Below are 10,543 nucleotides of genomic sequence, written 5' to 3' on the forward strand. Positions count from 1 at the left end.
CCGGCGTCACCGCGGCCCCCGCGAGCCGCACCACCTCGTCCACGTCCCCGGGCTCGCCGGGCGCGACACCGGTCTGCGCCGGCTTGAGCACGGCCACCGACCGCCCGGCCGCCACCGCGACCGCGGCCACCGCGGCCGTCGTCACCGTCTTGCCGATCTCGGTCCCGGTCCCCGTGACCACCAGGACATCTGCCCGCGTCATCGCGCTCATCCCTCCCGCGCGGCCGCGCACACCGCGCGCCCGATCCGTGTCAGATCCTCGTCCCCGGTGACGTACGGCGGCATGGTGTAGACGAGGTCCCGGAACGGCCGCAGCCAGACCCCCTCCGCGATCGCTGCCCGGGTCGCCGCGGCAATGTCCACCTCGTGGTCCAACTGCACGACACCGATGGCGCCGAGCACGCGTACCTCGCGAACTCCCGGCAGTTCCAGGGCTGCTGACAGGGCGTCATGCAGTCCCGTCTCGATCCGCTTCACCTCGGAGTGCCAGTCCTGGCCGAGCAGCAGATCGATCGACGCGCACGCCACGGCCGCGGCCAGCGGGTTCCCCATGAACGTCGGCCCGTGCGCGAGTACCGGTACCTCGCCCCGCGAGATGCCGTCCGCGACCCGTGCCGTGCACAGCGTCGCCGCGAGCGTCAGGTAGCCGCCGGTCAACGCCTTGCCGACGCACATCACGTCCGGCGTCACCGACGCGTGCCCGGCGGCGAACAGCGCGCCCGTGCGGCCGAATCCGGTCGCGATCTCGTCGAACACCAGCAGCACGTCGTGCGCGTCGCACGCCTCCCGGAGCACCCGCAGATACGCGGGGGAGTGGAACCGCATCCCGCCCGCGCCCTGCACCACCGGTTCCACGATGACGGCGGCCAGTTCGTGGGCGTGCCGTCCGATCGCCTCCCGAAGGTGCTCCGCGTACGACTCCTCGTACGCGCTCGGCGGTGCGTCGGTGAAGACCTGCTCGCTCAGCACGCCCGCCCACAGCCCGTGCATCCCGCCCTCCGGGTCGCACACGGACATCGGCTGCCAGGTGTCGCCGTGATAGCCGCCGCGCCACGTGAGCATCCGCCGCTTCTCGGGCCGGCCGAGGGAACGCCAGTACTGCAGGCACATCTTGAGGGCGACCTCGACCGACACGGAGCCGGAGTCGGCGAGGAAGACGTGTTCGAGCCCCTCGGGAGACATGTCGACAAGGCGTTTCGCGAGCCGGACGGCGGGCTCGTGCGTGAGCCCGCCGAACATCACGTGGCTCATCCGCCCCAGCTGCTCGCGCGCCGCCTCGTCGAGCACCGGGTGGCGGTAACCGTGGATCGCGGACCACCACGACGACATGCCGTCCACCAGCTCGCCGTGCCCGGCGACCCGCAGCCGCACCCCGGCCGCCGACTCCACGACCAGCGGCTCCTGGCGGCCCGGCATCGGACCGTACGGGTGCCACACGTGCTGCCGGTCCAGGGCCAGCAGGTCCTGGACGCGCGGGTCGGACTCAGGCATTGGGTGCGAGATCCGTCCCCGCGCCCCGGCGGCGCACGGCCACGAGATCGGTACGCGCCTCGGGCACCTCGGCGGGGGCGTCCGCGGGCCCGGAGGCGCACACGGAGCCGCAGCCGCCGCCCCGGTGCTCCGGCAGCGTCACCTGGTCGGTGCCCTCCACCTCGAACCCGGCGTCCGCGATCATGTCGAGGTCGGCCCGGCCCGCCTGGCCCTCACTGGTCAGGTAGTCGCCCAGGAAGATGGAGTTGGCGATGTGCAGGGCCAGCGGCTGCATCGCGCGCAGGTGCACCTCGCGCCCGCCCGCGATCCGCACCTCGACGTCCGGGCAGACGAACCGGACCATGGCCAGAATCCGCAGACAGCGCTGCGGCGTGAGGTTCCACTCCTTGGCCAGCGGCGTCCCCTCGAAGGGGATCAGGAAGTTCACCGGCACCGAGTCCGGGTCCAGGTCGCGCAGGCCGTACACGACGTCGACCAGGTCCGCGTCGCTCTCGCCCATGCCCGCGATCAGCCCCGAGCAGGCCGACAGGCCGGCCGCGTGCGCCTTCTGTACGGTGTCGACCCGGTCCGCGTAGGTGTGCGTCGTCGTGATGTCGCCGTAGGTGGCCTCGGACGTGTTCAGGTTGTGGTTGTACGCGTCGGCGCCCGCCCCGCGCAGCCGCTCGGCCTGCCCGTCGGACAGCAGGCCGAGACAGGCGCACACCTCGACGCCCTCGTTCTGCGACTTGATCGCGTCGATCGTCCGCGCGACGCGGTCGACGTCCTTGTCCGTCGGTCCGCGGCCGCTCGCCACGAGGCAGACCCGCTTGGCGCCGCCCGCGACCCCGGCTGCCGCCGCCTTCGAGGCGTCGTCGGGCTTCAGCCAGGTGTACTTGAGGATCTCCGCCTTCGAACCGAGGCGTTGCGAGCAGTACGAGCAGTCCTCGGGGCACAGCCCCGACTTCAGGTTCACCAGGTAGTTGAGCTTGACCCGGCGACCGAACCACTTGCGGCGCACCTTCCCGGCCGCCGCCACCACGTCGAGCAGGTCGTCGTCCGACGTCGCCAGTACGGCGAGCGCCTCTTCACGGCTCGGCAGTTCGCGCCGCAGCCCCTTGTCCACCAGCGTGTTCAGCAGGTCCATGGGGTGTGATCCTTGCCTATCGAAGCGCTCATCGGAAAGGAGACTTCGCACAAAGGACGGCGCACGACGTGTGGGTATTGCCACACCCATGCCGCGTGGCACGACGGCTAGGGTCTGTGCATTACCTACAAACCGAGGGAGTCATGGCCACAGCCTCCACGCGTGCGTTCGGCTGGCTCGACGAACAGCGCAGGGCCCGCGAGAGCGCCGGACTCGTGCGCACGCTGCGCCCGCGCCCGGCCGACTCCCCGCTGCTCGACCTCGCGAGCAACGACTACCTGGGCCTGGCCCGCCACCCCGAGGTCGTCGAGGGTGCCGCCGCGGCCGCGCGGCGCTGGGGCGGCGGCGCGACCGGCTCGCGCCTGGTGACCGGGACCACCGAGCTGCATGCGCAACTGGAGCGCGAACTGGCGGAGTTCTGCGGGTTCGAGGCCGCGCTCGTCCTCTCCTCCGGGTACGCCGCGAACCTCGCCGCCGTGACCGCGCTCGCCCCGCACGGCGCGCTGATCGTGTCCGACGCGGGCAACCACGCCTCCCTCATCGACGGCTGCCGGCTGGCCCGCGGCACCACCCAGGTCGTGCGGCACGCCGACGTCGAGGCCTTCCGCAAGGCTCTCGGCACGCATGACGGACCGGCCGTCGCCGTGTCGGACACCGTCTTCTCCGTCGACGGGGACCGGGCGCCGCTCGCCGAACTGGCGTCCGCCTGCCGGGAGTTCGGGGCGGGCCTGATCGTCGACGACGCGCACGGCCTCGGGGTGCTCGGGACCGGCGGGCGCGGCGCCCCGCACGCGGCGGGACTCGCGTGCGCGGCGGACACCGTCGTCACCGTCACCCTCTCCAAGTCCTTCGGCAGTCAGGGCGGCGCGGTCCTCGGCCCGGCCCACGTCATCGACCATCTCGTCAACGCGGCCCGTACGTTCATCTTCGACACCGGCCTCGCCCCGGCCGCCGTGGGCGCCGCCCTCGCCGCGCTGCGCCTGCTGCGCCGCGAGCCGGAGCGCGCGGGCCGGGTCCGCGAGGTGGCCGCGACCCTGCATCGACTGCTCACGCGGGAAGGGCTGTCGGCGGTGTGTCCGGACGCAGCGGTGATCTCCGTGCGCGCACCCTCACCCGAGGAGGCGGTGCGCTGGGCCGCGGACTGCAGGGCGGCGGGACTGTCGGCGGGCTGCTTCCGCCCGCCGTCCGTGCCCGACGGCGTCTCGCGGCTGCGGCTGACCGCCCGCGCGGACCTCACCGAGCGTCAACTCGTTGAGGCCGTAGGGGTGATCAGCCGCACTGCTCCCCGAGGCGCTTTCAGCCCAGGGAGCTGACGAAGCCCTCCCAGGCGGAGGGTGCGAACAGCAGGGCGGGCCCTGCGGTGTGCTTCGAGTCGCGCACGGCCACCAGTCCGGCCGTGGGCCCCGATGTCAGGGGGGCCGTCTCGACGCAGTTGTTGGCGCCGGTGCTGCGGCTGCTGCGCCGCCACCGTGCGCCGTTCAGCGACAAGCTGGAGGGAACGGAAGGAACGTACCGAGGCAGTGCATTCATGGTGCCCCCTTACGCAGTGCCGGCCCGTGACGAGACGTCGGCGTTCCCGTCGTCGGCTACCCGGCGAGCTGTGCGATGAATTCCAACGAGTCCTCGGGTGAAAGTGCACGGAGCAGAAGAGCATCGAAGGCGTCCGTGTACGCCTTGAGGTCTTCTTTCCGCTCGAGGTAGAGGCTACTCGTCAAATGGTCGAGAACAACCACATCCAGATCAGTTGTGTTCGGAAATGAGAACACAACGAAAGGACCTGTCAGCCCGATGTGGCCCCCCGCGGAGAAGGGAAGTACCTGAATCCGGACATGCGGCATCTGTGCCGCCTGTGCCAGATGTGCCACCTGTCGCCGCAGGATGCCGGGACCGCCCACCTCGCGGCGCAGGATCCCCTCGTCGAGAACCGCGCTCAACTGCAGCGGCGGCCGCGCCCGCAGCACGTCCTGGCGCGCGAGCCGTACCTCCACCAGCGCCTCGATGTGCCGCTCCGTGGTCGTGCCGAGCACCGAACGCGTCACCGCACGCGCGTACTCCGGAGTCTGCAACAGCCCGGGCACCACGCTCGTCTCCAGCGTCCGGATCCGGCACGCCTGCGACTCCAGGCTGATGAAATCGCGGTACGACGGCGGCAGCATGCCCCGGTACGCGTGCCACCAGTGATGCCCGCCCGCGTCCTCGGCCCCGGCCAACGCGACCACGAGCTCCCGCAGTTGGGGGTCCTTCGTCTCGAACGCGTCGAGCAGCAGCAGGACGTCCGACGGCTTCACCCCGCTGCGCCCGGTCTCGATCCGGCTCACCTTCGACTGGTGCCAGCCGACCAGCCGGGCCGCCTCGCCACTGGTGAACCCGGCCTGTACGCGCAGCGCGCGCAGTTCGGCACCGAGCTTGCGGCGCCGCACCGCGGGACCGTACTTCATGCTGACTCCTCACGCTCCTGCACCCCGTGGCCGGGCTCCCTCCCGGCCGGTACGGCACGCTCCAGGGTCAGACGGTAGAGGAACCCGCGTGCGCTCGCCCAAATCCGGTCTACCGTCGCAGAGTTCACCGCTTCGAGCGACAGATATATGCATATCTTGGGGGATCGCCACCACGGAGGGACATCCAGGTGGCACTCTGGCGCGACAGCAGTCGGGGGCCGCACGCGCGATCCGCCAGAGCCGGACGAGCGGCCGCGGCGGGAAAGGGACGACGTCGCCATGGCAGACCACCAGGAAGCATCCGTCACTCTGCCGAGCGATCCCGCCTCGGTGTCCGTCGCCCGCCGGTACGTCAGCAACGTGCTGGCGGAGTGGGGCATGCCGGGCGACACGGAGGAGGCGGACACCGTCCGCCTGATCGTCTCGGAACTCGCGACCAACGCCGTGCAGCACACCCTCGGCCAGTCGCCCACCTTCACCGTCGACGTGGAACTCGAACGCGACGAGCAGTTGCGCATCGGCGTCACCGACAGTCACCCCCGCTATCCCAAGCGGCTGCCCGCCGCCGTGCAGCAGGACAACGGCCGGGGCATGGTCATCATCCGCTGTCTCACCGCGGAGTGCGGCGGAAGACTCTCGGTCGCGCCGACCCCCGAGGGCGGAAAGACCGTCTGGATCGCGCTGCCCTGGCTCGCCGCGTTGAACGGTGACAAAGGACGCCCCGCATCGGCCTGTTGACCTGCGTCAGACTCCGGAGCGGGCGAAGGCCCCCCGCAGCAGCGCACGGAAACTGTCCACCGCCGGGTTCGGCTCGTCCGCCCGGTGCACCACCGAGATGGTCCGCCGCAGATCGCCCGGCGCGAGTTTGCGCGTCCCCAGCGGTGTCGACGACATCCGCGCCACCATCTCCGGCACCACCGCCACCCCGAGCCCCGCGCTCACCAGCGCACACACCAGCGCGTAGTTCGGCGTGTCCACCAGGACCGACGGCGTCGCCCCGGCCCGCGCGAGCGCCGACTCCACGCCCCTGCGGGGCGGATGTCTCGGGGCCATGCTGATCAGCGGCTGACCCGCCAGCTCGGCCGGCTCCAGTCGCGGTGCCCCCGCGGCGGTGGCCGTCAGCGCATGCCCCGGCGCCGTCACCAGCACCAGCTCCTCGACCAGGACGGGCTCCTGCGCCACGGACGACGGCACGGCCACCGGCTCGGCCGGCGCATAGGCGTGCGTCAGCGCCACGTCCGCCGCGCCGCCGGCCACCGCGGCGATCCCCAGCGGCGGCTCGTAGTCGGTGACCGTCAGGTCCACATCCGGATGCGCCCTGCGGAACGCGGTCAGCGCCGGCGGCAGCAGATGCATCCCCGCCGTCGTGAAGGTGCCGAGCCGGAGCCGGCCGCCGGACAGGCCCGTGAGCCGCGCCAGTTCGTGCCGGGCCCGCTCCATCTCGTCGAGCACCCGCCGCGCCGTCTGCACCAGCACCTCGCCCGCCCCGGTCAGCCGGGCGCCCCGGTGGTGCCGCACGAGCAGCGCCGTCCCCGCGTCCCGCTCCAGCTTGGCGAGCTGCTGGGACAGCGCGGGCACCGTGTACCCGAGCCGCTGGGCCGCCCGCGTGATGGAACCGGCCTCGGAGACCGCCACCAGTGCGGCGAGCCGCGTCGGGTCGTACATCCGGGCCTCCGGGGTTAAGCATTGCTTTAGGCAGACCCAGAATATTGCACATACCTGCTGAAGGCCTGTTTCGGGCAGGCTGGCCCCATGGACGCTCAACTGGTCGCCTTCACCGCAGTCGCCGCAGGCATGGTGGCCCTGCCCGGCGCCGACTTCACCGTCGTCGTACGCAACTCCCTCGTCTCGCGCCGTGCCGGAGTCGCCTGCGCCCTCGGCGTCGCCGGTGGTTTGCTCGTCCACACCGCACTGGCCGTCGCCGGCGTCGCCGCGGTGCTCACCGCCGTGCCCGCACTGTTCCGTGCACTCCAACTACTGGGCGGCGCCTATGTGTTGTACCTGGGCGTGCGCACGCTGCAGGCGGCGTCGCGTCCCCTGCGGGAGCGCACCGAGGTCACGGGCGATACGGGGCGGGGCCCGGCGGGCGGCGCGCTGCGCCAGGGATTCTTGACCAACACGCTCAACCCGAAGGCACCGATCACGTTCCTGAGCGTGCTGCCCCAGTTCGTGCCCGCGGGCAGTCCGGCCCTTCCGCGCACGGCCGTTCTCTCGGCGATCGTCGTGGTGCTCGCGCTGCTCTGGTTCCCGGCGGTGGCCCTGCTCGTGGACCGGCTCGGCCGGTGGCTGCGCAGGCCGCGCACGGCCCGCGCCGTGGAGGCCGTCACCGGGAGCGCGCTGGTGGCCCTGGCCCTGGTGCTCCTGCTGGAGCCGCTGTTCGCGTGAGGGCCTCATGGGGGCGGGCAGGGGCCCGGCCCGCCCCACGGGCGGTTTCGCGGGTGCGGCAGGACGCTCAGCGCACCCGGCCGTACCAGACGCTCTTCGTCCAGATCTTCTCCAGCCGCACCACGGCCCCGGTCTTGGGCGAGTGCCAGATCCGTCCCTTCCCGGCGTAGATGCCGACGTGGTAGACGCTCCGGCCCGAGTGGAAGAAGACGAGGTCGCCGGTCCTGCGGTGGGACGCGGAGACGTGACGGGTCTTGTTGTACTGCTGCGAGGCGGTGCGGGGCAGTTTCTTGCCCGCACGCTTGAAGGAGTAGAGCGTCAGGCCCGAGCAGTCGAAACGCTTCGGTCCCGAGGCGCCCCACTTGTACGGGGAGCCCTTCTTGGAAGCCGCGACGTGCAGTGCCTTGGCCGAGACCGTCGCCGCCGCCGCCTCTCCCGCGGCGCCCGGGACCATGAGTCCGGCTCCGGCGACGGCGAGGGTCAGGGCCGATGCGGTGCCGGCCCTGGTCAGCAGCGAGGGAACACGATTGAGCGCAGTCATGCGCAACCCTTCGTCAGCCGCCTGCGAAGGATGACCTGTCGGGTTCGGGCTGGCGAAGATGCCCGGCCGCGTGTCGCGGCTTCACCCCAAGGGCCCCTCGGACACCACCTCCGTCGAGGTGGGCCGGCGGCCCGTCGTGCCTGGGTCCTCCACTCCTGCCGATGCACTCCTGTCGACCTGGCATCCGCGCGGCGGCAGGACTCGGCGTCCGCACGGACCGCCCCGCCGCTGCGGCGGGGGCTTGTCGTCGAAGGGATCTTGTCTCACGGACGCCACCGAAACCGAGTTGAACCGGCGGTAAGTGAGGCTCCTCACGCTTGACCCGTTCAGGTGGACAGTGCGGCTTTCGGGCCGGACCCCGCGCCCTCGACCACGCGCGTACCAGGCACGGAACGCCTCGTTCCGCTGTCCGTGTACAGTCCGCGCGCAACTCTGGACGGCTCCTTGCGGTAGGAAGATCTACGCCGTTCGGGGGTACGCCATCTGGGCCGTTTCGGCCCGGCGGCAGACAGTTCGGGCCATCGATGACCTCAACTGACCGTTTCAGGCGGCAACGTGACTCTCTGTGTTCGCCTTTCTCCGTCCAGGACGCGCAGGGCCCGGGCCAAGGTGGCCGCGTGCACCTCGTTCTCACCCCGGCGGTGCATCAGCGCCAGGGCGTCCCGCAGCGCCGACGCCCTGCTGACCAGCGCCTGCGCCGCGCGCAGTCCCCGATAGGTGTCGTCGCCCCGCGCCGGATTGATCCGCGCGAGCAGATCGACCACGGCCAGATAGTTGTCCACCAGCTCGCACTCGGCTCGGGTCAGTGCGGGCAGCGGCGGCAGTTCGGGTGGCAGCATCGGCACGTCACCTCGCGCCCTGCGTGCCGGTCGTCGTCCTGCGGCCGCGCACCACGTGGTCCACCAGGCCGTACTCCAGGGCCTGTTGGGCGTCCAGCACCGTGTCCCGCTCGATGTCCCTGCCGACCCGGTCCCGGTCCCGCCCCGAATGCCGGGCGAGCAACTCCTCCAACTGCTCGCGCATCCGCGCCAGTTCCCTCGCCTGGATCTCCAGATCGCTGGGCTGACCCTGGGCCGGCTCGGGCAGCGCCGGCTGGTCCAGCACCACGCGCGCACCGGGCAGCATCATCCGCTTGCCCGGCGCCCCGGCGGCGAGCAGCACCGCGGCGACGGACGCGGCCTGCCCCAGACAGGTCGTCTCCACCGCGCAACTGACGTACCGCATCGTGTCGTAGATGGCCGTCATGGCGCTGAACGAGCCGCCGGGGGAGTTGATGTACAGCGAGATGTCCCGGTCGGGCGCCGCGTACTCGAGGTGCATGAACTGGGCCATCACGTCGTTGGCGGAGGTGTCGTCGATCGGGGTCCCGAGGAAGACGATGCGCTCCTCCAGGAGCTTGCCGTAGGGGTCGAGCGTGCGCTGTCCCGAAGCCGTGCGCTCCGTGAACTCGGGCAGGACATAGCGGCCGGACGGCCGACCGGACGGACGGGTCATGGTGCTCGCGCCTCCTGTGCTCATCACGGCCCTCCGGCTGTCCGGGAGCCGCCTCTGTGAAAAATGTACAGGACGTACATGACGTACGATGGTGAGCATGGCCTACGAGATTCCGGTGACACAAGCCAGGGCTGAGCTCGCCGAACTGATCAACCGCGTGGTGTACGGCGGGGAGCGCGTCGTCGTCACCCGGCACGGCAAGCCGCTCGTCGCCTTCGTCTCGGCCGCTGACCTGGAGCGACTCGAAGCACTGGGAGAGCCGGCCGCCGCGTCGGCCGAGGAGCCGGTGATCACCTCGGTCTCCCGCATCGGCTCCCTGCCGTCCGCTCCCGGCGAACGGCAGCGGTTCGGCATCGCCGCCGAGCACCGCGGCCCCGAGGTCCGATAGCCCGACTCCCTTGCCGCAGGCACGAAAAGGCCGTGCACCCCCGTCCGCTACAGCGGGGATGCACGGCCGGTCCGTAGGGTGCGGACGGTCAGCTGACCGGCAGCGGGCTCCGTGCCGGTTCCGCGTGCGCCGAGTCCTTCGCGGGGCGCCCGCGCAGCGACCCGAGGAGGACGGCCGTGAGCCCGAGCGCAGCCCAGATGCCGAGGGTCAGCGCGGGTGCCGCGGCCCGGGCCCCATCGAAGTAGGCGACCGAGCGCAGCAGCGTTCCCCCGGCGCCCGGCGGCAGCAACTGGCCGAGGAGGCCGACCGGTTCGGGCAGCAGCTGGGGCGCCGAGGCCACTGCGGAGAACGGGTTGCCGAGCAGCACCATCAGCAGGGCGCCCAGCCCGATGCCCGCCGGCCCGAGCAGTGCCGCGAGCCCGGCCACCGTCGCCGCTACCGCGAGCGATGACAGGCCCAACACCCCTGCCTCGGCCCACCAGTTGCCCGTCAGGACGCCGAGCCAGCTGTGCGCGAGGGCGGCGGCCGCGACACCCACCAGGGCCGCGGCGGCCAGGAGAGCGGACAGCGCCCGCACTCCGCGCAGCCGCAGCATCGTCACGAGCGACCCGCCCGCGACACCGGCGAGGGCGAGGGGCAGCACACTCGAACTCAGCGCGGAACCGCGCGGATCGGCCGCCGGT

Annotated in this window: 13 protein-coding genes, 1 pseudogene and 1 riboswitch; of the genes and pseudogenes, 4 read left to right on the forward strand and 10 right to left on the reverse strand. The window is 71.9% G+C overall.

The features are described from left to right. The 3 genes from G3I40_RS22470 to bioB all read right to left on the reverse strand — a co-directional run. On the reverse strand, positions 1–202 hold a 202-nt coding region (locus tag G3I40_RS22470; RefSeq protein ID WP_164303938.1), incomplete at its 3' end, for an AAA family ATPase. A 5-nt stretch (positions 203–207) separates the two neighbouring features. Beyond that, on the reverse strand, positions 208–1,491 hold the full coding sequence (locus tag G3I40_RS22475; RefSeq protein ID WP_164303939.1) for an adenosylmethionine--8-amino-7-oxononanoate transaminase: 1,284 nt from the start codon (positions 1,489–1,491) through the stop codon (positions 208–210). Beyond that, a complete protein-coding gene (bioB, locus tag G3I40_RS22480) occupies positions 1,484–2,614 on the reverse strand; it encodes a biotin synthase BioB (RefSeq protein ID WP_164303940.1) in 1,131 nt (376 codons plus the stop codon). Before bioB ends, G3I40_RS22475 begins: the two co-directional genes overlap by 8 nt. Before the next feature lie 143 nt (positions 2,615–2,757). Between bioB and G3I40_RS22485 the strand changes: the two genes are divergently transcribed. Further along, positions 2,758–3,927, forward strand: coding sequence for an 8-amino-7-oxononanoate synthase (locus G3I40_RS22485; protein ID WP_164303941.1), 1,170 nt, complete (start codon positions 2,758–2,760; stop codon positions 3,925–3,927). Here G3I40_RS22485 and G3I40_RS22490 read toward each other — a convergent pair. Beyond that, entirely contained in the window at positions 3,911–4,144 is a 234-nt protein-coding gene (locus tag G3I40_RS22490; RefSeq protein ID WP_164303942.1) for a DUF397 domain-containing protein, read from the reverse strand. The two genes, G3I40_RS22485 and G3I40_RS22490, sit on opposite strands and share 17 nt — an antisense overlap. A gap of 56 nt (positions 4,145–4,200) precedes the next feature. After that, complete coding sequence (locus G3I40_RS22495; protein ID WP_164303943.1) at positions 4,201–5,052, reverse strand: helix-turn-helix transcriptional regulator; 852 nt, start codon at positions 5,050–5,052, stop codon at positions 4,201–4,203. A 279-nt stretch (positions 5,053–5,331) separates the two neighbouring features. Here G3I40_RS22495 and G3I40_RS22500 point away from each other — a divergent pair, with 279 nt between their 5' ends. Next, complete coding sequence (locus G3I40_RS22500; protein ID WP_164303944.1) at positions 5,332–5,790, forward strand: ATP-binding protein; 459 nt, start codon at positions 5,332–5,334, stop codon at positions 5,788–5,790. Between the two features lie 6 nt (positions 5,791–5,796). Here the strand turns inward: G3I40_RS22500 and G3I40_RS22505 are convergent, their stop codons facing one another. Continuing rightward, positions 5,797–6,717, reverse strand: a complete 921-nt coding sequence (locus G3I40_RS22505) for a LysR family transcriptional regulator (protein ID WP_164303945.1) — start codon at positions 6,715–6,717, stop codon at positions 5,797–5,799. 87 nt (positions 6,718–6,804) lie between these two features. On the opposite strand from G3I40_RS22505, the gene G3I40_RS22510 reads away from it, so the two are divergent. Beyond that, positions 6,805–7,437 carry a LysE family translocator gene (locus G3I40_RS22510; RefSeq protein ID WP_164303946.1) on the forward strand — a complete coding sequence of 211 codons (633 nt, stop codon included), beginning with the start codon at positions 6,805–6,807 and terminating at the stop codon, positions 7,435–7,437. A gap of 67 nt (positions 7,438–7,504) precedes the next feature. Here the strand turns inward: G3I40_RS22510 and G3I40_RS22515 are convergent, their stop codons facing one another. The 3 genes from G3I40_RS22515 to G3I40_RS22525 all read right to left on the reverse strand — a co-directional run bounded on the left by G3I40_RS22515 (position 7,505) and on the right by G3I40_RS22525 (position 9,472). Further along, positions 7,505–7,978, reverse strand: a complete 474-nt coding sequence (locus G3I40_RS22515) for a C40 family peptidase (protein WP_164303947.1) — start codon at positions 7,976–7,978, stop codon at positions 7,505–7,507. Positions 7,979–7,981: 3 nt separating this feature from the next. Then, positions 7,982–8,113: riboswitch (cyclic di-AMP (ydaO/yuaA leader) on the reverse strand. A gap of 395 nt (positions 8,114–8,508) precedes the next feature. After that, positions 8,509–8,817, reverse strand: coding sequence for a hypothetical protein (locus tag G3I40_RS22520; RefSeq protein WP_164303948.1), 309 nt, complete (start codon positions 8,815–8,817; stop codon positions 8,509–8,511). 7 nt (positions 8,818–8,824) lie between these two features. Continuing rightward, positions 8,825–9,472, reverse strand: a complete 648-nt coding sequence (locus G3I40_RS22525; protein WP_164303949.1) for an ATP-dependent Clp protease proteolytic subunit — start codon at positions 9,470–9,472, stop codon at positions 8,825–8,827. Positions 9,473–9,569: 97 nt separating this feature from the next. Between G3I40_RS22525 and G3I40_RS22530 the strand changes: the two genes are divergently transcribed. Then, positions 9,570–9,860 (forward strand): type II toxin-antitoxin system Phd/YefM family antitoxin, encoded by a 291-nt coding sequence (locus G3I40_RS22530; RefSeq protein WP_164303950.1) that lies wholly within the window; start codon positions 9,570–9,572, stop codon positions 9,858–9,860. Positions 9,861–9,948: 88 nt separating this feature from the next. On the opposite strand, the pseudogene G3I40_RS22535 reads toward G3I40_RS22530, so the two are convergent. After that, positions 9,949–10,543, reverse strand: a pseudogene (locus G3I40_RS22535) (ABC transporter permease); the annotation flags it as partial.

Origin of the sequence: Streptomyces sp. SID14478 (genome assembly GCF_010548525.1) — a bacterium.
In the GTDB taxonomy this organism is placed as follows: Bacteria; Actinomycetota; Actinomycetes; order Streptomycetales; family Streptomycetaceae; genus Streptomyces.

Coding starts and splice junctions, on each gene's coding strand:
- G3I40_RS22475 (WP_164303939.1), bottom strand. CDS start 1,491: ATGCCTGAGTCCGACCCGCGCGTCCAGGACCTGCTGGCCCTGGACCGG.
- bioB (WP_164303940.1), bottom strand. CDS start 2,614: ATGGACCTGCTGAACACGCTGGTGGACAAGGGGCTGCGGCGCGAACTG.
- G3I40_RS22485 (WP_164303941.1), top strand. CDS start 2,758: ATGGCCACAGCCTCCACGCGTGCGTTCGGCTGGCTCGACGAACAGCGC.
- G3I40_RS22490 (WP_164303942.1), bottom strand. CDS start 4,144: ATGAATGCACTGCCTCGGTACGTTCCTTCCGTTCCCTCCAGCTTGTCG.
- G3I40_RS22495 (WP_164303943.1), bottom strand. CDS start 5,052: ATGAAGTACGGTCCCGCGGTGCGGCGCCGCAAGCTCGGTGCCGAACTG.
- G3I40_RS22500 (WP_164303944.1), top strand. CDS start 5,332: ATGGCAGACCACCAGGAAGCATCCGTCACTCTGCCGAGCGATCCCGCC.
- G3I40_RS22505 (WP_164303945.1), bottom strand. CDS start 6,717: ATGTACGACCCGACGCGGCTCGCCGCACTGGTGGCGGTCTCCGAGGCC.
- G3I40_RS22510 (WP_164303946.1), top strand. CDS start 6,805: ATGGACGCTCAACTGGTCGCCTTCACCGCAGTCGCCGCAGGCATGGTG.
- G3I40_RS22515 (WP_164303947.1), bottom strand. CDS start 7,978: ATGACTGCGCTCAATCGTGTTCCCTCGCTGCTGACCAGGGCCGGCACC.
- G3I40_RS22520 (WP_164303948.1), bottom strand. CDS start 8,817: ATGCTGCCACCCGAACTGCCGCCGCTGCCCGCACTGACCCGAGCCGAG.
- G3I40_RS22525 (WP_164303949.1), bottom strand. CDS start 9,472: ATGACCCGTCCGTCCGGTCGGCCGTCCGGCCGCTATGTCCTGCCCGAG.
- G3I40_RS22530 (WP_164303950.1), top strand. CDS start 9,570: ATGGCCTACGAGATTCCGGTGACACAAGCCAGGGCTGAGCTCGCCGAA.